The organism is Rhodococcus aetherivorans, assembly GCF_025722975.1.
Taxonomy (GTDB): Bacteria; Actinomycetota; Actinomycetes; order Mycobacteriales; family Mycobacteriaceae; genus Rhodococcus; species Rhodococcus aetherivorans.
This window is the reverse complement of the sequence record NZ_CP106982.1, coordinates 5,195,955-5,220,060: the sequence shown is the minus strand read 5'-3', so window position 1 is coordinate 5,220,060 and position 24,106 is coordinate 5,195,955. Positions and strand designations below refer to the sequence as shown.

The 24,106-nt window shown below is 72.1% G+C and carries 20 protein-coding genes; 16 read left to right on the top strand and 4 right to left on the bottom strand.

Annotation, left to right across the window (positions count from 1 at the left end; genetic code table 11):
* The first annotated feature begins 52 nt into the window (after positions 1-52).
* From OCS65_RS23850 to purM, 11 genes are all read left to right on the top strand, one after another.
* Entirely contained in the window at positions 53-2,122 is a 2,070-nt protein-coding gene (locus OCS65_RS23850; RefSeq protein ID WP_263507835.1) for a copper-translocating P-type ATPase, read from the top strand.
* A 325-nt stretch (positions 2,123-2,447) separates the two neighbouring features.
* The gene (locus OCS65_RS23845; RefSeq protein WP_065922979.1) at positions 2,448-2,813 is read left to right on the top strand and encodes a hypothetical protein; all 366 of its coding nucleotides are present in this window, start codon (positions 2,448-2,450) and stop codon (positions 2,811-2,813) included.
* 60 nt (positions 2,814-2,873) lie between these two features.
* Positions 2,874-3,224 carry a VOC family protein gene (locus OCS65_RS23840; RefSeq protein ID WP_029541452.1) on the top strand — a complete coding sequence of 117 codons (351 nt, stop codon included), beginning with the start codon at positions 2,874-2,876 and terminating at the stop codon, positions 3,222-3,224.
* A 173-nt stretch (positions 3,225-3,397) separates the two neighbouring features.
* Complete coding sequence (locus OCS65_RS23835; protein WP_065922978.1) at positions 3,398-4,696, top strand: M18 family aminopeptidase; 1,299 nt, start codon at positions 3,398-3,400, stop codon at positions 4,694-4,696.
* Between the two features lie 69 nt (positions 4,697-4,765).
* Positions 4,766-5,377 carry a Uma2 family endonuclease gene (locus OCS65_RS23830; RefSeq protein ID WP_029541454.1) on the top strand — a complete coding sequence of 204 codons (612 nt, stop codon included), beginning with the start codon at positions 4,766-4,768 and terminating at the stop codon, positions 5,375-5,377.
* Positions 5,378-5,442: 65 nt separating this feature from the next.
* Positions 5,443-7,725, top strand: a complete 2,283-nt coding sequence (gene purL / locus OCS65_RS23825; protein WP_050034640.1) for a phosphoribosylformylglycinamidine synthase subunit PurL — start codon at positions 5,443-5,445, stop codon at positions 7,723-7,725.
* A 3-nt stretch (positions 7,726-7,728) separates the two neighbouring features.
* Positions 7,729-9,504 carry an alpha/beta hydrolase gene (locus OCS65_RS23820; RefSeq protein WP_065922977.1) on the top strand — a complete coding sequence of 592 codons (1,776 nt, stop codon included), beginning with the start codon at positions 7,729-7,731 and terminating at the stop codon, positions 9,502-9,504.
* Positions 9,501-10,187, top strand: a complete 687-nt coding sequence (locus OCS65_RS23815) for a CPBP family intramembrane glutamic endopeptidase (RefSeq protein ID WP_043801589.1) — start codon at positions 9,501-9,503, stop codon at positions 10,185-10,187. The genes OCS65_RS23820 and OCS65_RS23815 overlap by 4 nt, the downstream gene beginning before the upstream one ends.
* 11 nt (positions 10,188-10,198) lie before the next feature.
* Positions 10,199-10,585, top strand: a complete 387-nt coding sequence (locus OCS65_RS23810) for a sterol carrier family protein (RefSeq protein WP_065922976.1) — start codon at positions 10,199-10,201, stop codon at positions 10,583-10,585.
* A 116-nt stretch (positions 10,586-10,701) separates the two neighbouring features.
* The gene (purF, locus tag OCS65_RS23805; RefSeq protein ID WP_006930220.1) at positions 10,702-12,288 is read left to right on the top strand and encodes an amidophosphoribosyltransferase; all 1,587 of its coding nucleotides are present in this window, start codon (positions 10,702-10,704) and stop codon (positions 12,286-12,288) included.
* 175 nt (positions 12,289-12,463) lie between these two features.
* A complete protein-coding gene (gene purM / locus OCS65_RS23800) occupies positions 12,464-13,537 on the top strand; it encodes a phosphoribosylformylglycinamidine cyclo-ligase (protein WP_006930215.1) in 1,074 nt (357 codons plus the stop codon).
* A gap of 252 nt (positions 13,538-13,789) precedes the next feature.
* Here purM and OCS65_RS23795 read toward each other — a convergent pair whose 3' ends face one another.
* The 4 genes from OCS65_RS23795 to ygfZ form a co-directional block, all read right to left on the bottom strand.
* The gene (locus OCS65_RS23795) at positions 13,790-13,999 is read right to left on the bottom strand and encodes a DUF3073 domain-containing protein (protein WP_006930206.1); all 210 of its coding nucleotides are present in this window, start codon (positions 13,997-13,999) and stop codon (positions 13,790-13,792) included.
* A gap of 182 nt (positions 14,000-14,181) precedes the next feature.
* Positions 14,182-15,156: an asparaginase gene (locus tag OCS65_RS23790; protein ID WP_263507824.1), complete on the bottom strand. Its 975-nt coding sequence runs from the start codon at positions 15,154-15,156 to the stop codon at positions 14,182-14,184.
* Positions 15,153-15,827 carry an MOSC domain-containing protein gene (locus OCS65_RS23785; RefSeq protein WP_006930202.1) on the bottom strand — a complete coding sequence of 225 codons (675 nt, stop codon included), beginning with the start codon at positions 15,825-15,827 and terminating at the stop codon, positions 15,153-15,155. The genes OCS65_RS23790 and OCS65_RS23785 overlap by 4 nt, the downstream gene beginning before the upstream one ends.
* The gene (gene ygfZ / locus OCS65_RS23780) at positions 15,824-16,954 is read right to left on the bottom strand and encodes a CAF17-like 4Fe-4S cluster assembly/insertion protein YgfZ (protein ID WP_043801598.1); all 1,131 of its coding nucleotides are present in this window, start codon (positions 16,952-16,954) and stop codon (positions 15,824-15,826) included. The genes OCS65_RS23785 and ygfZ overlap by 4 nt, the downstream gene beginning before the upstream one ends.
* Positions 16,955-17,008: 54 nt before the next feature.
* Between ygfZ and OCS65_RS23775 the strand changes: the two genes are divergently transcribed.
* The 5 genes from OCS65_RS23775 to cydC all read left to right on the top strand — a co-directional run bounded on the left by OCS65_RS23775 (position 17,009) and on the right by cydC (position 24,008).
* On the top strand, positions 17,009-17,854 hold the full coding sequence (locus OCS65_RS23775) for an aminodeoxychorismate lyase (protein WP_029541472.1): 846 nt from the start codon (positions 17,009-17,011) through the stop codon (positions 17,852-17,854).
* A gap of 212 nt (positions 17,855-18,066) precedes the next feature.
* Positions 18,067-19,563, top strand: a complete 1,497-nt coding sequence (locus tag OCS65_RS23770; RefSeq protein ID WP_006930196.1) for a cytochrome ubiquinol oxidase subunit I — start codon at positions 18,067-18,069, stop codon at positions 19,561-19,563.
* 10 nt (positions 19,564-19,573) lie between these two features.
* A complete protein-coding gene (cydB, locus tag OCS65_RS23765; RefSeq protein WP_006930194.1) occupies positions 19,574-20,611 on the top strand; it encodes a cytochrome d ubiquinol oxidase subunit II in 1,038 nt (345 codons plus the stop codon).
* On the top strand, positions 20,608-22,347 hold the full coding sequence (cydD, locus tag OCS65_RS23760) for a thiol reductant ABC exporter subunit CydD (protein WP_263507820.1): 1,740 nt from the start codon (positions 20,608-20,610) through the stop codon (positions 22,345-22,347). The genes cydB and cydD overlap by 4 nt, the downstream gene beginning before the upstream one ends.
* Positions 22,347-24,008: a thiol reductant ABC exporter subunit CydC gene (cydC, locus tag OCS65_RS23755; protein ID WP_029541479.1), complete on the top strand. Its 1,662-nt coding sequence runs from the start codon at positions 22,347-22,349 to the stop codon at positions 24,006-24,008. Before cydD ends, cydC begins: the two co-directional genes overlap by 1 nt.
* Positions 24,009-24,106: the final 98 nt, after the last annotated feature.

Genomic DNA, 24,106 nt, shown 5'->3' with positions numbered 1-24,106 from the left:
GGGGTATCAATGGAGGGGTCCACGGAAACGGAAACGGATCGAGGCGGGAGCCATGACAGAGCTCGCACACCACGGACACGCTGCCCACACCGCGCCGCCCGGAGCGCGCGACGCCCACCGCGCCCGGGACCGGCACGCCGGGCACGGGCCGCACGGTGAGATCTTCCGTCGCAGATTCTGGGTGAGCCTGGTCCTCGCGGTTCCGATCGTGGCGTTCAGCGCCATGTTCGCCGACCTGCTCGGCTACGCGCTGCCCGACGCCGCGTGGGCCGGATGGGTCTCGCCCGTCCTCGGCACGGTCGTGTTCGCCTACGGCGGCAGCCCCTTCCTCGTCGGCGGGTGGAACGAGCTGCGGGACCGCCGGCCCGGAATGATGCTGCTCATCGCCATGGCCATCAGCGTCGCGTTCGCGGCGTCCTGGGTGACCACGCTCGGGCTGGGCGGGTTCGACCTCGATTTCTGGTGGGAACTGGCGCTGCTGATCGTGATCATGCTGCTCGGGCACTGGCTCGAGATGCGGGCGCTGGGCTCGGCGTCGCGCGCGCTCGACGCCCTGGCCGCGATGCTGCCCGACACCGCCGAGAAGGTGACCGCGGACGGCGTCGTGCAGGTCGCCCTCGCCGACCTGGCCGTCGGCGACGTCGCGCTGGTGCGCGCCGGTGCGCGCGTCCCGGCCGACGGCACGGTCGTCGACGGGCGCGCCGACGTGGACGAGTCGATGATCACCGGCGAGTCCCGCGCCGTGCCCCGCGCCGTGGGCGACACCGTCGTCGCCGGCACGGTCGCCACCGACAGTGCACTGCGCGTCCGCATCTCCGCGGTGGGGGAGGACACCGCGCTCGCCGGCATCCAGCGCATGGTCGCCGACGCGCAGGCCTCGTCCTCGCGAGCCCAGGCGCTCGCGGACCGGGCCGCCGCCTTCCTCTTCTACTTCGCCACCGTCGCCGGCGTCCTCACCTTCGCCGTGTGGACGCTGCTCGGCAACGTCGACGAGGCCGTCGTCCGTACCGTCACGGTCCTGGTCATCGCGTGCCCGCACGCGCTGGGCCTGGCCATCCCACTCGTCATCGCCATCTCGACCGAGCGCGCCGCCCGCGCCGGCGTGCTCGTCAAGGACCGGCTGTCGCTGGAGCGGATGCGCGGCGTGGACGTCGTCCTGTTCGACAAGACCGGGACCCTGACCCAGGGGCGGCACGTCGTCACCGACGTCGTCGCCACCGCCGGCACCACCGAGGACGACCTGTTGACCCTGGCCGCCGCGGTCGAATCCGACAGCGAGCACCCCGTCGCCCGCGCCGTCGTCGCCGCCGCGGGAGGGCGAGTCATGTTGCCGACGAAGGATTTCCGCTCCCTGCCCGGCCGCGGGGTGCGGGCCGTGGTGGACGGGGCGACCGTGTTCGTCGGCGGTCCGGCCGTGCTCGCGGACCTGCGGGCGCACGTGCCCGCCGACGTCGCGGCCGCGACCGACCGCTGGGTCGCCCGCGGGGCGTCGGTGCTGCACGTCGTGCGCGACGGCACGGTGCTGGGAGCCGTCGCCCTCGAGGACGCGGTGCGCGAGGAGTCGCGGCAGGCGATCGACGCCCTGCACGGGCGCGGGGTGAAGGTCGCCATGATCACCGGGGACGCGCGGCAGGTGGCCGACGCCGTCGCCGCCGACCTCGGTATCGACGAGGTGTTCGCGAACGTGCTGCCCGAACACAAGGACGCGAAGGTCGCCGAGCTGCAGGCCCGCGGGCACCGCGTCGCGATGGTCGGTGACGGGGTCAACGACGCGCCGGCGCTGGCGCGGGCCGACGTCGGCATCGCGATCGGCGCGGGCACCGACGTCGCCGTCGAGTCGGCCGGCGTGGTCCTGGCCGCAGACGATCCGCGCGCCGTGCTGTCGGTGATCGCACTGTCGCGGGCGAGCTACCGCAAGATGTGGCAGAACCTGGCCTGGGCCACCGGGTACAACGTCGTCGCGGTGCCCCTCGCGGCCGGTGCGTTGGCCTTCGCCGGGGTGGTCCTGCCGCCTGCGGTGGCTGCCGTGCTCATGTCGGTCTCCACGATCGTCGTGGCACTGAACGCGCAGTTGCTGCGCCGGCTGGAGCTGGATCCGGCGAAGGTCGCAGCCCGGAGCTGAGACGACCGTCGCCCGACGCGACGAAAGGGGCCCCGCCGCCGTCCCGATCGGCGGCGGGGCCCCTTCTCCTGCGGTCCGGAGCGCGGCCCCCAACCGGCTCCGGCGGGCACCGCCGAATCCCCCGATCGGCCGTGCCGGGCACCACTATGCCGCACGTCGTCGCCGTTGTCTCGAGTAGCATTACGCATCTTTGCCGGGGCCGTTCGGCCGTCCCCTTCCCGGGCCGGGAAGCGCGTGAGCGCGACGGCTCACCGTGAATTCCGCCTTTCACCGGCGCGGGCGCGTCCCGGCGTGTCACGCTCGAACGATGAAGACCAAGACTGCTGTGGTGGCGGCGGTCGCCGCCCTCTTCCTGCTCACCGCCTGCGGATCCGACGACGAGACGTCCGCGCCCGAGAGCACGACCCGCCCGGCCGGCAGCGTCGCCTCCAGCGTCGTCCAACGTGCCGTCGACGCAGCGAAGTTGGGGACCTTCGTCGCAACCTTCCGGACGGGCTACCCGAACCTGGCCGACGGTCGGGACGACGCCTCCATCGAGGCGATCGTCACCGAAACCTGTCCCCTGATCGACGACGGGGCGAGCGACGAGGAGATCAACAGCCAAGTCGCGGAGCTGTCCGCCAACGGGGCGGTCACCCCCACCGATCAGCAGGTGGACCGCATCACCCAGCTCGTCCGCGCCGCCTGCTGACGGCGAACTCGGTGCCGTGGCGGCACACTCGTGTCGGTCCCGTCCGCTACCGTCCCGGCCATGGCACTGAACATCGGCATGATCACCTTCGACAGCGCCGACCCCGGCCCGCTTGCCACGTGGTGGGCCGAGCAGATCGGCGGCCGGATCGAGCAGGACAACGACGGCTGGTTCTACATCGTCGGAATGCCCGGCACCGCACAGAAACTCGGTTTCCAGAAGGTTCCGGATCCGACCCCGGGCAAGAACCGGGTCCACCTCGACCTGGTGGCGCCCGATCTCGACGCCGAGGTGCGCCGGCTCGTCGAGGCGGGCGCGGGTGAGGTGCACCGCCAGGACATGGGCGGGTTCCGGTGGGTGACGCTCACCGACCCGGACGGCAACCAGTTCTGCGTGGCGGGAGGGCACTGAGCGACGGCGGCAGCGCGGCCCCGGGGGCGGGATTCGATCCCGCCCCGTCGGCGCGGTCGCCGGCGACGCGGTGCGCTCGCGGAGACACTCCCGGTCGTGCATCACGGACGTGCCGGGGTGCGGGGTGGCGCGGCCGGGGTGTGTCGAGGCGGGTGCGGTGCGAGGATGCAGCCATGCCTACGACCACGCCCGCCGACGCACAGGGCCTGTGCAACTTCGTCGATCTGTCGCCGTCGCCGTTCCACGTGTGCGCGACCGTCGCGGCCACCCTCACCGACGCCGGCTTCACGCAGCTCACCGAGACCCAGGTGTGGCCGAGCGAGCCCGGCCGCTACTACCTGCTGCGGGGCGGCTCGTTGATCGCGTGGAGCACCGAAGGCGCCGACGGCGACCCCGCCCGCCCGTTCCGGATCGTCGGCGGCCACACCGACAGCCCCAACCTGCGGGTCAAGCAGCACCCCGACCTCGCCTCGGCAGGCTGGCAACTGGTCGGTCTCGAACCGTACGGGGGAGCATGGCTGAACTCGTGGCTGGACCGCGATCTCGGCGTCTCCGGCCGGCTCACGGTACGGGCCGGCAACGGTGCCGAGGACGTGCTCGTGCGCGTCGACCGGCCGATCCTGCGTGTCCCCCAGCTCGCCATCCACCTCTCGGAGGACCGCAAGGGCGTGCAACTGGATCCGCAGCGCCACGTCAACGCCGTGTGGGGGGTGGGCACCGCGCCGCGGTCCTTCCTCGCCTTCCTCGCCGAGGCGGTCGAGGTCGAGGCCGACGCGATCCTGGGCTGGGAGCTGATGACCCACGACCTGGCCCCGTCCACCCTGGTCGGGGCGGACGCGGACCTCGTCAGCGCGCCACGGTTGGACAACCAGGGCACCTGCTACGCCGGGACCGCGGCGCTGCTCGCCGCCGTCGGCCACGTCGCCGAGCACGGCGGCCCGGTGCCGCTGCTCGCCCTGTTCGACCACGAGGAGGTCGGCAGCATGTCCGACCGCGGCGCGTTCTCGGACCTGCTGAACACCGTGCTCGAACGGGTCGTGCTGGCCCGCGGCGGGAGCCGCGAGGACTTTCTGCGGACCATGGCCGGCTCGGTGGTGGCCTCCGGCGACATGGCTCACGCCACCCACCCGAACTACCCGGACCGCCACGAGCCCGCCCACCGCATCGCGGTGAACGGCGGCCCCGTGCTCAAGGTCAACCAGAACCTGCGCTACGCCACAGACGCCGCCGGCGCCGCCGCGTTCGCGCTCGCCTGCGATCAGGCCGGGGTGCCGCTGCAGCGCTACGTGCATCGCGCCGACCTGCCGTGCGGCTCGACGATCGGCCCCATCACCGCCTCCCGGACCGGGCTGACGACCGTCGACGTCGGGGCTCCGCAGCTCGCGATGCACTCGGCGCGCGAGCTCATGGGAGCGAAGGACGTCACCGCGTACGCCCGCGCTCTCCGGGCGTTTCTCACTCCGGCGAACTGACCGGCACGGCCCGGCATCCGGTGCCAGACTGAGGGGACAATTCGCCCGACCGCGAACGGTGGTGATCCTGTGACCGGCCCGTCGTTCCCCGACCATCTGCTCACGCTCGCCGAATGGACGGAACTGCCCGAATACGAGCAGTTCCACGTCGAGGTCTGCGAAGGGGTGCTGTCGGCGTCGCCGCGGCCCGGATACCTGCACCAGCACGTCGCGTTCGGGCTCGTCGCTCAGCTCGCCGATCAGCTGCCGAAGGAACTGGCCGTGCTCGGCGACGTGGAGGTGCTGCTCACCGAGTCCCCGCTGACGGTGCGCTGCCCGGACGGCATCGTCGTCGACCGGGCGCTGGTCGACGCCGACCCCGACCGCGCGACGGCCGCCGACGTGCGGTTGGTGGTGGAGGTCATGGCCGAGGGCAGCGTCCGCACCGATCGCGTCACGAAGTTCTCCGAGTACGCCGAGGCGCGCATCCCCGCCTACTGGATGATCGACCTCGTCGAACCCGCGACGCTGGGGGTGTTCGTGCTCGACGACGGGTGGTACCGCTACGAGGGGGAGTACACGGGCAAGGTGCTGCTTCCGGCCGCGGGTCACCGGGTGAGCGTGGATCTCGACGCGTTGACGGCGGTGCGGCCGCCGCGGGGCGTCGCACCGGTGGACGGCGCCGGGCGTGCACCCGGATAGACTGGCCGCGGCAGCGCGCGCCCGGCCTGCCGTTTCGATCCCAGAGTGAAGGGACCCGACGCCCAGTGTCACCGCAGGTGGATACCGTCACCCACGCCGCCGAAACCCCCGATGTCGCCCAGCCCTCCCGCGAGCTGGGGCTGAAGGACGACGAGTACGCCCGCATCCGCGAGATCCTGGGCCGTCGTCCCACGGACGCCGAGCTGGCCATGTACTCGGTGATGTGGTCCGAGCACTGCTCCTACAAGTCCTCCAAGGTGCACCTGCGGTACTTCGGGGAGACCACCACCGACGAGATGCGGGCGTCGATGCTCGCGGGTATCGGTGAGAACGCCGGCGTCGTCGACATCGGCGACGGCTGGGCGGTCACCTTCAAGGTCGAATCCCACAACCATCCGTCCTACGTCGAGCCGTACCAGGGCGCCGCGACCGGTGTCGGCGGCATCGTCCGCGACATCATGGCGATGGGCGCCCGCCCGATCGCGGTCATGGACCAGCTGCGCTTCGGCGCCGCCGACGCGCCCGACACCCGTCGCGTCGTCGACGGCGTGGTCCGCGGCATCGGCGGCTACGGCAACTCCCTCGGCCTGCCCAACGTCGGCGGCGAGACCGTCTTCGACGCCTCCTACGCCGGCAACCCGCTCGTCAACGCGCTGTGCGCCGGCGCGATGCGCAAGGAGGACCTGCACCTGGCGTTCGCGTCGGGCACGGGCAACAAGGTCATCCTGTTCGGTGCGCGCACCGGTCTGGACGGCATCGGCGGCGTGTCCGTCCTGGCGTCGGAGACCTTCGAGGGCGACGAATCTTCTTCCGGCCGGAAGAAGCTGCCGGCCGTGCAGGTGGGGGACCCGTTCACCGAGAAGGTGCTCATCGAGTGCTGCCTCGACCTCTACCGCGAGAAGCTCGTCGTCGGCATCCAGGACCTCGGCGGCGCCGGCCTCGCCTGCGCGACCTCCGAGCTGGCCGCCGCCGGCGACGGCGGCATGCACGTCGCACTGGAGCGGGTCCCGATGCGCGCGAAGGGAATGACGCCCGCCGAGGTGCTCTCGAGCGAGTCCCAGGAGCGCATGTGCGCCGTCGTGACCCCGGAGAACGTCGACGCCTTCATGGCCGTGTGCAAGAAGTGGGACGTGCTCGCCACCGTGATCGGCGAGGTCACCGACGGCGACCGGCTCGTCATCACCTGGCACGGTGAGACCGTCGTCGACGTGCCGCCGCGCACCGTCGCGCACGAGGGCCCGGTGTACCACCGTCCGGTGCAGCGCCCGGAGTCCCAGGACGCGCTCGTCGCGGACACCACCGCCGGACTGCAGCGCCCGCAGACTCCCGAGGAGCTGAAGGCGACCCTGCTGAAGATGATCGGCTCGCCGCAGCTGTGCAGCCGCAGGTGGATCACCGAGCAGTACGACCGCTACGTCCGCGGCAACACGGTGCTCGCCGAGAACGCCGACGCGGGCGTGGTCCGCGTGGACGAGAAGACCGGCCGCGGCATCGCGCTGGCCACCGACGCGTCGGGCCGCTACACCCAGCTGGACCCGTACGCCGGCGCGCAGCTCGCCCTCGCGGAGGCCTACCGCAACGTCGCCGTCACCGGTGCCACCCCCAAGGCCGTGTCCAACTGCCTCAACTTCGGCTCGCCCGAGGATCCGGGCGTGATGTGGCAGTTCCAGCAGGCCGTGCGTGGTCTCGCCGACGGATGCGCGCAGCTCGGCATCCCCGTCACCGGCGGCAACGTCAGCTTCTACAACCAGACCGGGGCCACCCCGATCCTGCCGACCCCGGTCGTCGCCGTGCTCGGCGTGATCGACGACGTGCACCGGCGCATCCCCACCGGCCTCGGCCTCGAGCCGGGCGAGACCCTGATCCTGCTGGGGGAGACCCGCGACGAGTTCGACGGCTCGATCTGGGCGCAGGTCGAGCACGACCACCTCGGCGGCGTGCCGCCGAAGGTCGACCTCGAGCGGGAGCGGCTGCTCGCCGAGATCCTCACCGCCGGTTCGCGCGACGGCCTGATCTCCGCCGCCCACGACCTGTCCGAGGGCGGCCTCGCACAGGCGGTCGTGGAGGCCGCGCTGGCCGGCGAGACCGGCTGCCGGATCCTGCTGCCGGAGGACGCGGATCCGTTCGTGACCCTGTTCTCCGAGTCCGCCGGCCGGGTGCTGGTGGCGGTGCCGCGCACCGAGGAGACCCGCTTCACCGGCATGTGCACGGCGCGCAACATGCCGTGGGTGCGGATCGGGGTCGTCGACGAGGGCTCCGACTCCGTCGAGGTGCAGGGCCGGTTCTCGGTCTCGATGGCCGAACTGCGAGAGGTCTACGAGGGCACACTGCCGGCATTGTTCGGGTGAGCGATGGTCGGATCCCAGGTCGATCGGCTGGCGTTGATCGAGGCCCGGCAGGGCCGGATCATCGACGCGGTCACCGAATTCGGTGACCGTCATCCCCACACCGCTCAGGCGTGGGGACTGCTGAGCCTGGATTTCACCGGCATCGCCTTCGCGGCCCTGTTCTTCTGCTGGTCGCTGACCCCGTCGCTGCTGCCCCGCGACTGGTTGTTCCAGGGCATCATCGGCGGCATCAACGTCGCCATCGGCTACGGCGTGGGGTGTGCCGTCGGCTGGGCCGGGTACCGGCTGCTGCTGGCGAACCGACCGTGGTGGCCGCCGCCGCTGCCCGTGCTGCGGGCGATCAAGGTCGCGGTCCCCGTCGCGGCCGTGCTCGCGTCGCTGGTGGCCCTGGTGTTCGCCTCGCGGCAGCAGCGTCAGCTCGCCGCGCTGATGAATGCCGAGGGCACCACCACCAGCGGGTATCTGCGGACCCTGGTGCTTGCCGCCGCCGTCGCGATCACCCTGATCGCGACCTGGCGGGGGCTGCGCGAACTCGCGGGAATCGTCGCGTGGCAACTCGTGCGGCGCCTGCGCATGCCGCCGGGTGCGGCTCGCTCGCTCGGTGCGCTGCTGGTGGTGCTGGTGGTCTTCATGCTGATCGACGGTGTGCTGGCCCGGGGTGCGTACGCGGGACTCAACGTGGTGTTCGGTCTCCAGAACAGCGAGACCCGCCCCGGGATCACCCAGCCGCTCGTGCCCGAGAAGTCCGGGAGCCCGGAGTCGTTCGCGGCGTGGGACACGCTCGGTTACCAGGGCCGCGACTTCGTCGGCCGGGGACTGAGCGCCGCGGAGCTGACCGCGATCAACGGCGCCCCGGCGAGGGAACCGATCCGGGTCTACGCCGGGCTCGAGACCGCCGACACCCCCGAGGCGCGTGCCGACCTGGTGATCGACGAGCTCGAACGCACCGACGCGTTCGACCGCGAGGTGCTCGTCGTCATCCCGACCACCGGCACCGGATGGGTCAATCCGACCGCGGCGATGATGATGGAACTGGTCCACAACGGCGACGTCGCCCTCGTCGCGTGGCAGTACTCGTACATGCCGAGCTGGATCTCGTTCCTCGCCGACCGCGAGAAGGCCGCCGCCGCCGGCGACATGCTGATCGACCGGGTGCACAACCGGTGGCTCGCCCAGGCCGCCGAGCATCGCCCGAAGCTGTACCTGTACGGGGAGAGCCTCGGAACCCAGTCGGGGGAGGGCGCTTTCGACACGCTCGCCGAGATCCGCGACACCGTCGACGGTGTCCTGTGGGTCGGTCCGCCCAACTCGAACCGCCTGTGGCGTCAGCTCGTCACCCGGCGCGACCCGGGCACCACCGAGGTCGAGCCGGTGTACGCGGACGGTCTGGTGGTGCGCTTCGCCGACAACCGCGCGTCGATCGGCGAACCCGACACTCAATGGTTGTTCCCCCGGATCCTGTACCTGCAGCACGCCTCCGATCCGGTGGTGTGGTGGTCCCCGGACCTGATCTTCAGCCGGCCGGACTGGCTGTCCGAACCGCCCGGACCCGATCGGCTGCCGCAGATGCGGTGGTTCCCGTTCGTGACGTTCTGGCAGGTCTCGGCGGATCTGACCAACGCCGCGGGGGTACCCGACGGTCACGGCCACAACTACGGCACCACGGTGCTCGACGGGTGGCTCGCGATCGCCCGGCCCGAAGGCTGGGCGGAGACCGACACCGAGCGGGTGCGGTTCGCGCTGAGCGTCATCGACGACCTGCAGGGACCGGAGAAGTGAGCCGGCCGGGACGGGCTCGCCGCCGGCCGTGGCTCGGTCCGGTCGTCGCCGCGGCGGTCGTCGGCTGGGGTGCGGTGCTGCCGGCCACGCGCCTCGGGCCGCGGGGGCGGGCCGTGCTGTCCGCAGCGGTCGGCGCCGCGGCGGTGGGTGCGGCGCGGGCCTCGGGCCTGGAACGGGCGACGCTGGGACTGGACCCGGTGCACCTGGTGTCCGGCGCCCGCTGGGGTGCGGCCGCCGCGACCGTCCCGCTCGCCGCCTACGGGGTGATGCTGGCCGTCCCGTCGCTGCGTGCCCGGCTCGTCGACGAGGCCCGTGCCGAACGTGAGGACTTCTACGAATGGGTGGGCCTGCACATTCCCTTCGGCACCGTCGCCGCCGAGGAACTCCTGTTCCGCAGCGTGCTCGCGGCGCTGCTCGGTCCGGGTGGGGCGGGGTCCGGCCTGCACGCGGCGGCCTTCGGGCTGTGGCACGTGCGGCCCGCGAGGGACGCCGGTCACCACGTGCTCGGAACCGTGCTGGTCACCGGACTCTCGGCGGTGGTCTTCGACGGGCTGCGCCGGCGCAGCGGCAGCGTCCTCGCGCCGGCACTGCTGCACCTGGCCCTCAACGCCGGCGGCGCGGTGGCCGTCCGCCTGGCCGGCCTGCCGCCCGAGGAGGACGCCGCCGCGCCGCGGCGGCGTTAGGCTGGCTCGCCGTGGCACCGCGCAGACCCGTCGACCCCGCCGAACTCCGCGCCGCCCTGCTCCGGGTCGGTCCGTGGCTGCGGGCGGAGACCGACGACGCGCCCGCCCGCACCGACCTCGCGACGGCCGTGCGCCTGAGCGCCCGTGCCCTCGAACAGGTGGCGCCCGGATCCGGCGTCGAGGTCCGGGTGCCGCCGTTCGTGGCGGTGCAGTGCATCGAGGGACCCCGCCACACCCGGGGCACCCCGCCCAACGTGGTCGAGACCGACCCGCGGACGTGGCTGCGGCTGGCCACCGGTCTCGTCGGCTTCGCCGACGCGGCCGCCGAGGGATCGCTGGACGCGTCCGGCAGCCGGGCGGGGGAAATCGCGCACTGGATGCCGCTGCTGCGGTTGTGAGTGGGGGGCTACGGGACGCCGGATGGGGCCCCGGCGGCCCGTCGGGGCGGGGCACCGTCGCGCGACCCGTAGAATGGTGTTGCCTCTCTTCTGTCCAGCCCCCAGGGAGCACCCCGGTGACCAGTGCCGATCTGTCGGTCCACACACGTAATCTCCTCGCAGCCGAGGAACCTGAGAACGAACCTCGCGAGGAGTGCGGAGTCTTCGGAGTGTGGGCTCCGGGCGAGGATGTGTCCAAGCTCACGTACTACGGCCTCTATGCGCTGCAGCACCGCGGCCAGGAGGCGGCCGGCATCGCCGTCGCCGACGGCTCGCAGGTTCTCGTCTTCAAGGATCTCGGGCTGGTGAGCCAGGTCTTCGACGAGCAGACGCTCGCCGCCATGTCCGGTCACATCGCGATCGGGCACTGCCGCTACTCGACCACCGGGTCGACCACCTGGGAGAACGCCCAGCCGATCTTCCGCACCACCGCGGCCGGCACCGGCGTCGCGCTCGGCCACAACGGCAACCTGGTCAACACCGCCGAACTCGCCCAGCGCGCCCGCGAGCTGGGCCTCGGCGAGGACCGGCGGGCGGTCACGGCGACCACCGACTCGGACATCGTCGGCGCGCTGCTCGCGCACGCCGCCGCCGACAGCACCGTCGAGCAGGCGGCCCTCGAGCTGCTGCCGACCCTGCGTGGTGCCTTCTGCCTCACCTTCATGGACGAGCACACGCTCTACGCCGCCCGCGATCCGTGGGGAATCCGGCCGTTGTGCCTGGGTCGCCTGGACCGTGGCTGGGTGGTGGCCAGCGAGACCGCCGCGCTCGACATCGTCGGTGCGTCCTTCGTGCGCGACATCGAGCCCGGCGAGCTGCTCGCCATCGACGCCGACGGCGTCCGCTCGACCCGCTTCGCGAACCCCGAGCCCAAGGGCTGCGTGTTCGAGTACGTCTACCTCGCGCGTCCGGACTCGACGATCGCGGGCCGCTCGGTGCACGCGACCCGCGTCGAGATCGGCCGGCGCCTGGCCAAGGAACACCCGGTCGACGCGGACTTGGTCATCCCGGTCCCCGAGTCGGGCACCCCGGCCGCCGTCGGCTACGCCCAGGGCTCCGGCATCCCCTACGGTCAGGGCCTGATGAAGAACGCCTACGTGGGCCGCACCTTCATCCAGCCGAGCCAGACCATCCGGCAGCTCGGCATCCGGCTCAAGCTCAATCCGCTGCGCGAGGTGATCCGCGGAAAGCGGCTCGTCGTCGTCGACGACTCGATCGTGCGTGGCAACACTCAGCGCGCCCTGATCCGCATGCTCCGCGAGGCCGGTGCGCTCGAGATCCACGTGCGGATCGCGTCGCCGCCGGTGAAGTGGCCCTGCTTCTACGGCATCGACTTCGCGTCCCCGGCCGAGCTGATCGCCAACGGCGGCGGCACCCGCGACGCCTCCGAGCTGACCGGGCACGACTTCGACGAGATGGTGGAGATGGTGCGCCGTTCGATCGGTGCGGACTCCCTCGGGTACATCTCGATCGACGGGATGATCGGCGCCACCGAGCAGCCCGCATCGCGCCTGTGCGCCGCGTGCTTCGACGGGCACTACCCGATCGCGCTGCCGAAGGAGCACGCCGTCGGAAAGAACGTGCTCGAAGGCATGCTCGGCGGGGCCGCGGGCACCGCGCCGGTGCTCGACAACGACAACGCGGACGCGTTGAGCCGCCCCTAGACCCACCCGCCGCCGCGATGGCGGCGGCCACGGTTTCGCGTCGTCGCGCGTCGGCGGTCCGACCCGGTCAGGTACCTTGAGGTGCGCGATCGGCGGGCTTCGGCGTGCGTGCGCGCGCCCGGCAGCGATGCCGACACACCTGTTCACCACAACTCGAGGCTGGAGCCGACAACCCATGACCGAGGACACAACCCCCGGAGCTTCCTACGCAGCGGCGGGCGTGGACATCGAGGCCGGCGATCGAGCCGTCGAACTGTTCGCACCGCACGCGAAGAAGGCGACCCGCCCGGAGGTGCTCGGCGGCCTCGGCGGATTCGCGGGTCTGTTCGCGCTCAAGGGTGACTACAAGGAACCGCTGCTCGCGGCGTCCACCGACGGCGTCGGCACCAAGCTCGCCGTCGCGCAGGCCCTCGACAAGCACGACACGGTCGGTCTCGACCTCGTCGCGATGGTCGTCGACGACCTCGTGGTCTGCGGCGCCGAACCGCTCTTCCTGCAGGACTACATCGCGGTCGGTCGCGTGGTGCCCGAGCGGGTGGCCGAGATCGTCGGCGGCATCGCGGCCGGCTGCGTCCAGGCCGGTTGCGCGCTGCTCGGCGGCGAGACCGCCGAGCACCCCGGCGTGATGGCCGACGGGGACTACGACCTGTCCGCCACCGGTGTCGGCGTCGTCGAGGCCGACAGGCTGCTCGGACCCGACCGGGTGCGCCCGGGCGACGTGGTCATCGCCATGGGCTCGTCGGGCCTGCACTCCAACGGATACTCGCTGGCGCGCAAGGTCCTTCTCGACATCGGCAAGATGAGCCTGACGGCACACGTCGACGAGTTCAGCCGCACCCTCGGCGAGGAACTGCTCGAGCCGACCCGGATCTACGCGAAGGACTGCCTCGCGCTGGCCGCCGAGACCGAGGTCCGTACCTTCTGCCACGTCACCGGCGGGGGACTCGCGGGGAACCTGGCCCGCGTGATGCCGAAGGGACTCGTCGCCGAACTCGACCGCACCACGTGGAGCCCGGCTCCGGTGTTCGGGCTCATCGCCCAGCGCGGCCGCGTCGAGCGGGCCGAGATGGAGAAGACCTTCAACATGGGCGTCGGCATGGTCGCGATCGTCGCGCCCGAGGACGTCGACCGGGCCCTCGCGGTGCTCACCGCGCGGCACATCGACTGCTGGACCCTGGGCACCGTGCGCAAGTCGCAGGACCAGGACGACGTGCGGGCCGTGCTGGTGGGCGACCACCCGCGGTTCTGACCCGGCGCCGGCCCGAGTCCGGCATCCGGGAACGCCCCACCCCGGAACCTCTCCATACCCGAAACACGCAGCGCCCGGGCCGTTCAGGACGGCCCGGGCGCTGCGCGTCGTGGTGATGAAGAAGTTTTCGGGATCGCCTCACCGCCCGACCGGGTCCGCAGAGCTGTGCGGGATCCGGGCGGAGGGGAGGGGTGCCCAGCGGGAGGGGGGAGTCGGTGGTCCGACTCCCCCCTCCCGTGCGTGAGGCTCGGGTCAGCGACGCCAGTCGTCGTCGTAGTCGTCGTCCCAGGCGGAACGACCGTCCGGGCCGGAACGCTGGTCCGCGAAGACCTCGTCCCGGTGCGAGTTGGGTGTACCGCCAGACAATTCCCGCTGGAGGCTCTCGAAGTCGGTGGCCGGTGAGCTGTACTTGAGCTCCCGTGCAACCTTGGTCTGCTTTGCCTTAGCCCGGCCGCGGCCCATGGCTAACCCCCTCGCGCCTTGACGGGGCGGCCTGGGGAATTTGGCGGCCCCGGTTAATTGAGTATTTTCCTGGCCACCACTCTAGCGTGCAAAAGTCGGTTCCGCCTCCACACACCTGGTTGCGGCAGTGTCCGATTGGTCTCACCCACAGGCGACCTGGGCAAATGCGGTGCCGGTGGCGCTCAGAGCACCCCGGGGATCGCCCGCACCGTGCCGACCCGGATGCCGCCGCCGAGCACCGGCTGCGAGGCGAGCTCCGCGTGGTCCTCGGACCATGTCACGCCGAGGTGGTGCAGCAGGGCGGCCGTGAGGGGGAGCCGGGCCCGCTCGTGGCCGTCGTCGATCTTGAGGGCGAACGCGGTGCCGTCCGGCAGGGCGCCCGCGTGCACGCCGTCCGCGCCGGCCTTGCACAGCAGCCCCGGCACCGCGGGCATCAGCCGGGCGTCGTCCTTGCCGCTGCCCGAGACGAGGCGCGGATGACGCCGGATCGCGTCGGCGACGGCCCGTTCCGGCGTCCCGGGCGCGGCCGTCGCCAGCCGCGAATAGGCGCGGGCGAGGTTGAACAGCGGTAGCGGCACGATCGGCAGTCCGCACCCGTCGATTCCGAGATCGGTGTCCTCCACGTCCCCGGCGAGCTCGAGGATCGTCTCGAGCACGGCCTGCTGCAGCGGATGGGCGGAGTCGAGGTAGCCCGGCTCGTCCTGCTCGGCGCGGACGGGCCAGCCGTTCGCGGCGCACGTCGCGAGCATCGCCGCGTGCTTGCCGGAGCAGTTCATGTACACCATCCGCCGTGGGCGGCCGGCCGCGACGATCGTCGCGCGGGCCGGTTCGTTGCCCGGCAGGTCCGGCGGGCACTGCAGGTCGTCCTCGGTGAACCCGTGCCCGGCGAGCAGCGCGTGCACGAGCCGGACGTGATCCTCCTCGCCCTCGTGGGAGGCCGTCGCGATGGCCAGTTCCTCCGTCGAGCTGGGCACGAATCCGTGGCGCAGCAGGGCCACCGCCTGCAGCGGCTTGTTCGACGAACGCGGGTAGACGGGCGTGTGGATCTCTCCGAGGGCGATCCGCACCTCACCGTCCGGCCCGACCACGACGAGCGAGCCGCGGTGCACGCATTCGCGGAATCCGGACCGCACCACTTCCACGAGTTCGACGCTCAATACTCCACCTGCACCTCTCGTCCGGCGACTCGTCTGCGAGCCTTGTCGGCGACACTAGGGGACAAGTCGGCCTGCCGTTCGAGCATCACCGCGATCCGCGCCGGGTCCCGGCCGGTGAACAGCTCCCGCACGGTCACCCCGTGCTCGGGCACGTGCACGACGGTGATCCCGTCGCCCGCCTCGACCGGGCCCTCGACGATCACCTTCAGGTACGCGCCGGTGTCGCCGCGGGCCGCGAACCGCTTCACCCAGCCCGGTTCCTGCGCCCACACCCCGAACGTGCCGCACGGGGTGCGCGGTCCGGTGACCTCGAGGAGCAGGCCGGCGGAGCCGATCCGCCAGCGCTCGCCGATCACGGCATCCGACGTGGCGATCCCGCTCACGCGCAGGTTCTCGCCGAACCAACCCGCGGGCAGTTCGCGGCCGAGCTCGTCGGCCCAGCGGCGCACCTCGTCCTCGGCGTACGCGTAGACGGCCTTGTGGCGGCCGCCGTGGTGGGCGGTGTCGCACTGCCGGTCGCCGTGCAGGCCGAGCTGCCGGACCGGCACGGGCCCGGGCACGGGCCGCTTGTCGATGGCGGTGTACGGAACGCGGCGGGTGCCGCTGTGGCGGACGGCGTGCACCACGCAGACCGCCTCGACCCGGCCGGTCGGGACGTACGGGTGGCTCACCGCCCGCGGAGCCGTTCCACGGCGAGCCGGCCGGCCTGCACGGCGGCGTCGTCGGGCACCGAGTCCGGATCGATCGCCGCGGCGCAGGGTCCGGCGACGAGCGCCGTACCGACGGGAACGTTCCGCTTGACGAGGGCCAGCGCGACGGGACCGAGCTCGAAGTGGTCGACGACGGTGCCCACCCGGCCGACGGCGCGACCGTCGGCGGTCACCGGGTCGCCGGGTTCGGGCCGGCCCTCGGCGGAACCGTCGAGGTGCAGCAGGACGAGGTGCCGGGGCGGCTTGCCGAGGTTGTGCACCCGCGCGACGGTCTCCTGCCCCCGGTAGCAGCCCTTGTCGAGATGGACGGCGCCGCGCTCGGCCGGGCCGCCGATCCAGCGGGCCTCGTGCGGGATGGTGCGCTCGTCGGTGTCGAGGCCGATGCGCGGGCGCAGCGAGACGACCCGCAGCGCCTCGAACGCCCAGGTGCCCGCCGGGCGGGCACCGGCGTCGACGAGGGCGGTGAACACGTCGGCGAGCCGTTCCCGGGGTACGAGAAGGTCCCAGGCGTCGTCGGTGGGCCAGGGCATGCGCCGGACGAGCCCGCCCCCGGGCAGCGCGGCCGCGGCGTAGACGTCGGCGGGCAGGGCGTCGATGCCCAGCGCGGCCAGGACGGCGGCATCGCCGGCGTGCGGACCGAGCAGGGTGAGCACGGCCAGTTCGTTGCCGTCCCGCGGCTCGGCCTTGGACCAGAACACCATCTTGGTGAGGAACGCGAGCAGGTCCGGTCCACGCTGCGGCTCGGTGTCGATCCAGGTGACGCCGTCGAGATCGGTCTGCACGAAGTGGTGCTCGACGCGGCCCTGCGCATCGAGGCTGAGGTTCTCCGCCGAGGTGCCGTCGCGCAGCTGCGCGACGTGCTGGCTCGAGATGGTGTGCAGCCAGCTCAGGCGCTCCTCGCCGGGAACGGCGACGACGAACCGGGTCGAGCGGTCGACGACGGCCACGCCGGTGAGGGCGGCGCGCTGTTCACCGAACGGGTCGCCGTAGTGCCACGGCAGTCCCGCGTCGGGGGTGCCGGCCGGCGCAGGGACGGCGCCGGGGCGGGCAAGGAGTGGGCTGTCGGTCACGGAGGGAGTGTCGGCCACGACACCAGTCTAGGAGCGCGGGTCTGTACCGGGAGGAATGGATAGGGTGTGCGCATGGCTGAGCGGGTGCTGGTGACGCTGGACGGCGAGGTTCGGGACGCGGATGTGCCGCTGCTGCACGCGGACGACATCGGGGTGCTGCGCGGCGACGGGGTGTTCGAGACGCTCCTCGTGCGTGGCGGGCGGGCACGCACCGTCGAACAGCACCTGAGCCGGCTCGTGTCGTCCGCCGCGGCGGCGGGACTGCCGGCCCCCGAGCGCGACGACTGGCGGCTGGCGATCGAGGTCGCGATCGAGCAGTGGGACGCGGAGCGGGAGGGGGCGTTGCGCCTGGTGTACACCCGCGGCCGGGAGGGCGGGAGTGAACCGACCGCGTTCCTGTTGCTGACGCCGGTGGCCGAACGGGTGTACAAGGCCCGCAAGGACGGGGTGTCCGTGGTGACGCTCGAGCGCGGATACTCGGTGGATCTCGCGTCGAAGGCGCCGTGGCAGCTGCTCGGGGCCAAGACCCTGTCCTACGCGACGAACATGGCGGCGCTGCGGCACGCCGAGTCGCTCGGCGCCGACGATGTGATCTACATCAGCAGCGAGGGGTACGTGTTGGAGGGGCCACGTTCGTCGGTCCTCATTGCGCGCGGCCGCACGCTCATCACTCCGCCGCCGGAGCAGGGGATCCTGCCCGGCACCACGCAGCAGGCGCTGTTCGACGTCGCGGGCGACCACAATTTCGTGGTGCGGTACGAGCCGGTCCGTCCTGCGGATCTTGTTGTGGCGGAAGGTGTTTGGCTCGTGTCGAGCGTCGCTCTGGCGGCGCGGGTGCACACCCTCGACGGGCACGCCCTGTCCCGCCGTGCCCTGGTCGGTGAGGTAGAGGCGTTGGTGGACGCCGCGGTCGAGTGAGCGCCGCCGCGGCCCGGCCGGGGGCGTGCCGCTCGCGCGATCGGAAGCATGTGTCGGTCGACACCGTCGACGCTTCTGTCCACTTCTACTACTGTTAGTAGTAACAAGGTCTCCGGCGCGTGCGGCGGATGGTCCCTTGTGCACAGAGTCCGAGGCCCCGAGCCCGCGCCCCGGATTCGGAGCCTGTCCCTGGGCGTCACCTCGGAGTAGCCATGGATGTGTTGGACCTGTCCCGGTGGCAGTTCGGCATCACCACCGTCTATCACTTCATCCTCGTCCCGCTGACCATCGGTCTCGCCCCGCTCATCGCGATCATGCAGACCATGTGGGTGGTCACGAAGAAGGACCACTGGTACCGCCTGACGAAGTTCTTCGGCAAGCTCTTCCTCATCAACTTCGCTCTCGGCGTGGCCACCGGCATCGTCCAGGAGTTCCAGTTCGGCATGAACTGGAGCGAATACTCCCGCTTCGTCGGGGACGTCTTCGGCGCCCCGCTGGCGCTCGAGGGCCTGGTGGCGTTCTTCCTCGAGTCGACCTTCCTGGGCCTGTGGATCTTCGGATGGGGCCGGCTGCCGAAACTGCTCCACCTGGCGACGATCTGGCTGGTCGCGATCGGCGTGAACGCCTCCGCGTACTTCATCATCTCGGCCAACTCGTTCATGCAGCACCCCGTCGGCGCGACGTACAACCCCGAGACCGGGCGTGCGGAGCTGACGAGCATCTGGGAACTGCTGACCAACAACACCGCGCTCGCGGCGTTCCCCCACACCGTCGCCGGGGCGTTCCTCACCGCCGGCACCTTCGTCGCGGGCATCGCCGGCTGGTGGATGGTGCGCAACATGCGGCGCGCCGCGCAGGCCGAGCCGGTCGAGGCCGACCGGCTCGAGGGCGAGGCCCGCGGGATGTTCCGCCCCGCCGCCCGCCTCGGCATGCTGGTCATGATCGTCTCCGGTGTCGCGCTCTTCGTCAGTGGCGACATCCAGGCGAAGCTCATGTTCGAACAGCAGCCGATGAAGATGGCGTCGGCGGAGTCGTTGTGCCACACCGAGACGGACCCCAAGTTCTCGGTCCTGACGATCGGCACGCACAACAACTGCGACGGTGTCATCCACGTCCTCGAGGTGCCGTTCGTGCTGCCGTACCTCGCGCAGGGCGAGTTCACCGGCGTCACCCTGCAGGGCGTCGAAGACCTGCAGGACCAGTACGAGGAGCAGTTCGGCCCCGGCAACTACCGGCCCAACCTGTTCGTCACCTACTGGTCGTTCCGCGCCATGATCGGCCTGGCCGCCGGTTCGGCCGCGCTGGCCCTGGCCGGGCTGTGGGTCACCCGCCGCGGCCGCGTCCCCGACCAGAAGTGGTTCGGCTGGTTGAGCATCCTCGCCATCCCCACGCCGTTCCTGGCCAACAGCGCCGGCTGGATCTTCACGGAGATGGGACGCCAGCCGTGGGTCGTGCACCCCAACCCGACGGGCGTGGACATGATCCGGCTCACCGTCGACCAGGGCGTGTCGAACAACTCGTCCGGCGCCGTGATCGCCTCGCTGGTCGCCTTCACCGTCGTCTACGGCGCGCTCGGCGTCGTGTGGTTCTGGCTGATCCGCCGCTACACCATCGAGGGCCCGTTGCCGCACGACGCCCACCCGCCGGGTGAGCACGACGACGAACCCGACGACACCGGCCGGCCCAAGCAGCTGTCCTTCGCGTACTAGGAGATCGGTCATGGGACTTCAAGAGGTCTGGTTCGTCCTGATCGCGGTGCTGTTCACCGGGTACTTCGTGCTCGAGGGTTTCGACTTCGGTGTCGGCATGCTGATGCCGGTGCTCGGCCGGGGCCGCACCGAGACGGCCGACACCCGCCGCCGGGTGTTGCTCAACACCATCGGACCGGTGTGGGACGGCAACGAGGTGTGGCTGCTCACCGCGGGCGGCGCGATGTTCGCCGCGTTCCCCGAGTGGTACGCGACCCTGTTCTCCGGGTTCTACCTGCCGCTGCTGCTGATCCTGCTCGGCCTCATCGTCCGGGTCGTGGCGATCGAGTACCGCGGCAAGATCGACGACCCCACCTGGCGGCGGCGCTGCGACTGGGGCATCGTCTTCGGCTCCTGGGTGCCGGCCGTGCTGTGGGGCGTGGCGTTCGCGAACATCGTCCGCGGCGTCGCCATCGACGAGAACAAGCAGTACATCGGCGGCTTCTTCGACCTGCTGAACCCGTACGCGCTGCTCGGCGGCGCGACCACCGCACTGGTGTTCGCGCTGCACGGCGCGGTCTTCATCGCCCTGAAGTCCGCCGACGAGGTGCGCGAGGACGCCGTGAAACTCGCCGCCCGGCTCGCCGTTCCGGCGGTCGTCGTGGCCGGTGTCTTCGTGGTGTGGACGCAACTCGCCTACGGCAAGACCTGGACGTGGCTCGTCGTCGGCGCCGCGGCGGCCGCGCTGCTCGCCGTCGTCGCCCTCACCCGCGCGGAGCGCGAGGGCTGGGCGTTCGTGTTCACCACCGTCGCGATCGTCGGCACCGTCGTCCTGTTGTTCGGCTCGCTGTTCCCGAACGTCATGCCGTCCACGCTCGGCGACACCCTGTCGCTGACGATCGAGAACGCGTCGTCGAGCCCGTACACGCTGAAGGTCATGACGTGGGCCGCGGTGATCGTCACCCCGGTGGTCCTGATCTACCAGGGGTGGACGTACTGGGTGTTCCGCCAGCGCATCTCCACCAAGCACATCCCGAAGTCCATCGGCCTGTCGCTCGGGACGAAATGACCGCGCCCGCCGACGCCCCGGTGCGTCCGTTCGGCTCCGCCCCCGGAGCGTCGGACGCGCCGCGGCGTCGCGGGCCGATCGACCCACGGTTGTGGCGTTACTCCGCCACCGCCCGCGGCTATCTGGCGCTCGCCGTCGTCACGGCCTCGATCAACGTCGCGATGATCGTCGTGTCCGCACTCGCGATCGGTGCGGTCCTCGCCGGGGTGCTCACCACCGGCTCCACCGACCTCGGCGCATGGCGGACCGAACTGCTGACGCTGGCCGCGGCCGTCACCGTCCGGACCCTCGTCACGTGGGTGCAGTCCCGGTTCGCGCACCGCTCGGCGAGCCGGGTCGTCGCCGAACTCGAGCACGAGGTGCTCGCGGCGGCGACCCGGTTGCCGCCGCGCGAACTCGAACCACGCCGCGACGAGATCGCCACCGTCCTCACCCGCGGGCTCGGCGGGCTCTCCGAGTACCTCACCGGGTACGTGCCGGCCCTGCTGCTCGCCGTCACGCTCACCCCGATCACCGTGGTGGTCATCGCCTTCCAGGACCTCACCTCGGCGATCATCGTCGTCGTGACGCTGCCGCTCATCCCGGCGTTCATGATCCTCATCGGGCTGCTGACCAAGGGCAAGGCCGACCGCACGCTGCGCACCATGACGACGCTGTCGGCCCAGCTGCTCGACCTGATCGCCGGTCTGCCCACGCTGCGCGCGCTCGGCCGCGAGCAGGGGCCGGCGCAGAAGGTGCGCGAACTCGGCGACGACCACCGCCGCACGACCATGTCGGCGCTGCGCGTGGCCTTCCTGTCCGGCACCGTGCTCGAATGGCTCGCCACCCTGTCCGTCGCGCTGATCGCGGTGAGCATCGGCCTGCGCCTCGTCTACGGCGACATGGCCCTCGAGGCGGGCATCGTCGCGCTGATCCTCGCCCCCGAGGCGTATCTGCCGCTGCGAACGGTGGGCGCGAAGTTCCACGCTGCCGAGGACGGCAAGGCCGCCGCCGAGCGCGCCTTCACGATCCTCGACCGTGCCCCCGCGACCACCGCGGTGTCGGAGAGCGCCGAATTCGATGCCACCGCAGCCGAACTGACGTTGACCAGCCTCAGCGTCGCGAGCCGCGACGGCTACGCCCCGTTCCGGCTCGACGCCGTGTGCCGGCCGGGCGCCGTGACCGTGCTGACCGGAGCGAACGGCTCGGGCAAGTCGACGGCGCTGCTCGCCGTCCTCGGCCTCGCCGCGCCGGTGGAGGGCCGCGTCGAGGTCGGTGGCCGTCCCGTGGTGGCCGACGACGCGTGGTGGGGGCAGGTGGCGTGGCTGCCCCAGCGGCCCGTGCTGCTCCCCGGTACGCTGGCCGACAACCTGCGCCTCACCGGCGTGGACCTCACCACCGCCGGGATCGACGACATCTGTGCGGCAACGGGATTCGACGAGGTGCTCGAGGAGCTCCCGGACGGCTGGAACACCGTCGTCGGCGCCGGCGGCAGCGGGCTGTCGCTCGGGCAGCGGCAACGGCTCGCCCTCGTCCGCACCCTCGCCGCGGACCGGCCCGTGCTGCTGCTGGACGAGCCGACCGCCCACCTCGACGACACGACGGAAACCACGGTCCTGGCGACGGTGCGGGACCTGGCCCGTCGCGGACGCACCGTGGTGATCGTCGCGCACCGCCCGAGCATCCTGGCGATCGCCGACACCGTCGTCCGGGTCTGCTCCCACAGCGACGCGACCTCCGGCACGGGGGAGCGGTGATGAACGATCTGCGTCGCGCGATGGCGCTGCTCGAACTGCGCCCCGGCCGGGTCGCCGCCGCCGTCGCCGCCGGCGTCGCCACCCTGGGCAGCGCCCTGGCGCTGGCGGGCCTGTCGGCCTGGCTGATCATCCGTGCGTGGCAGATGCCGCCGGTGCTGGACCTGACGGTCGCCGTCGTCGCGGTGCGGGCCCTGGGCATCTCCCGCGGCCTGTTCCGCTATCTCGAGCGGCTCGCCGGCCACGACACCGCGCTGCGCGGCACCACCGCCGCTCGCACCCGGCTCTACCGGCGCCTCGCCGACGGCGACCCGGTCGCCTCCGCCGGCCTGCGCCGCGGGGACCTGCTCGCCCGCACCGGCGCCGACGTCGACGCCCTCGGGGACGTGGTGGTCCGGGCGCTGGTGCCCATCGCCGTCGCCGCGGTCCTCGCCCTCGCCGCCGTCGGCTGGCTCGCCCTGATCTCCCCGGCCGCGGCGGCGGTCCTCGCCGTCGCGCTGCTCGTCACCGGCGTCGCGGCCCCGTGGCTGTCCGCCCGCGCCGCGGCCCGCGCCGAGGCCGACAGCGCCGCCGCCCGCGTCCGGTTCTCCCGCGACGCGGTCACCGCGCTCGACCACGCCGCCGAGCTGCGGGTCGCGGGCCTGCTCCCGCAGGCCGTCGGCCGGGCGCACCGCGCGGGCGTGGACGCGGTGCGGGCCACCGACCGCGCGGCCGTCCCCGCCGCGTACGCGGAGGCCGCCACCCCCCTCGCGGTCGGGGCGAGCGTCCTGGGGTCGCTGCTCGTCGGCATCGCGGTCTTCGCCGAGGGCGGGATGAGCCCGATGTCCCTCGGGATCCTCGTGTTGCTGCCCCTGTCCGCGTTCGAAGCCGGCGCGGCGCTGCCCGGCGCGGCCGTCACCCTCACCCGCGCCCGGATCGCGGCGCGCCGCGTCGTCGACCTGCTCGACCGCGCCGACCGGCCGGTGCCGCACGGCACCCGGCCCGTCGCGGAACCGTGCCACCTGCGTGCCGTCGATCTGCGCAGCGGCTGGCCCGGCGGACGGGACGCCGGGCCCCTCACGCTCGACCTGCCACCCGGCGCGCGCGTCGCCCTCGTCGGGAGCAGCGGCAGCGGCAAGACCAGCACACTGATGACCCTCGCGGGGTTGCTCGAGCCCGTCGCCGGGACGGTCACCCTCGGCGGCGTGCCGCTCGCCGAGCTCGAACCGGCTGCCCTGCGGCAGAAGGCCGGATTCTTCGCCGAGGACGCCCACCTGTTCGAGACGTCCGTGCTGGAGAACCTGCGGGTGGCCCGCGGAGACCTCACCGAGGCCGAGGCGCTGGACGTGCTCGGCGACGTCGGGCTGGGGGAGTGGGTGGCCGGGCTTCCCGACGGACTGCACAGCACCCTGGCCGGCGGTGCGCGGGCTGTCTCCGGGGGCCAGCGGCGCCGGTTGTTGCTCGCGCGGGCCCTCGTGTCCCCCGCACGGGTGCTGCTGCTCGACGAGCCGACCGAGCATCTCGACGCCGTCGACGGTGCGCAGTTGCAGCGGCTGCTGCTGGACCGGGACGCCGGATTCGTCGCGCCCGAGCGCACCGTCGTCGTCGTCACGCACCAACTGCCCGGCGACACCGCGGCCGACCTCGTCGTTCGCCTGGGGAAAAACTCGTTGCCCGCGGTCTGAGCGGGGCGTACTTTCGGGCGTACACGAGAAAGGAGGTGGTCTGAATTGAAGTATCGGACACGTGAGGTGGCTGCGCGCTAGCCGCTGTCATCGACGAC

Coding starts and splice junctions, on each gene's coding strand:
- OCS65_RS23850 (WP_263507835.1), top strand. CDS start 53: ATGACAGAGCTCGCACACCACGGACACGCTGCCCACACCGCGCCGCCC.
- OCS65_RS23840 (WP_029541452.1), top strand. CDS start 2,874: ATGGCACTGAACATCGGCATGATCACCTTCGACAGCGCCGACCCCGGC.
- OCS65_RS23835 (WP_065922978.1), top strand. CDS start 3,398: ATGCCTACGACCACGCCCGCCGACGCACAGGGCCTGTGCAACTTCGTC.
- OCS65_RS23820 (WP_065922977.1), top strand. CDS start 7,729: ATGGTCGGATCCCAGGTCGATCGGCTGGCGTTGATCGAGGCCCGGCAG.
- purM (WP_006930215.1), top strand. CDS start 12,464: ATGACCGAGGACACAACCCCCGGAGCTTCCTACGCAGCGGCGGGCGTG.
- OCS65_RS23795 (WP_006930206.1), bottom strand. CDS start 13,999: ATGGGCCGCGGCCGGGCTAAGGCAAAGCAGACCAAGGTTGCACGGGAG.
- OCS65_RS23775 (WP_029541472.1), top strand. CDS start 17,009: ATGGCTGAGCGGGTGCTGGTGACGCTGGACGGCGAGGTTCGGGACGCG.
- OCS65_RS23770 (WP_006930196.1), top strand. CDS start 18,067: ATGGATGTGTTGGACCTGTCCCGGTGGCAGTTCGGCATCACCACCGTC.
- cydB (WP_006930194.1), top strand. CDS start 19,574: ATGGGACTTCAAGAGGTCTGGTTCGTCCTGATCGCGGTGCTGTTCACC.
- cydD (WP_263507820.1), top strand. CDS start 20,608: ATGACCGCGCCCGCCGACGCCCCGGTGCGTCCGTTCGGCTCCGCCCCC.
- cydC (WP_029541479.1), top strand. CDS start 22,347: ATGAACGATCTGCGTCGCGCGATGGCGCTGCTCGAACTGCGCCCCGGC.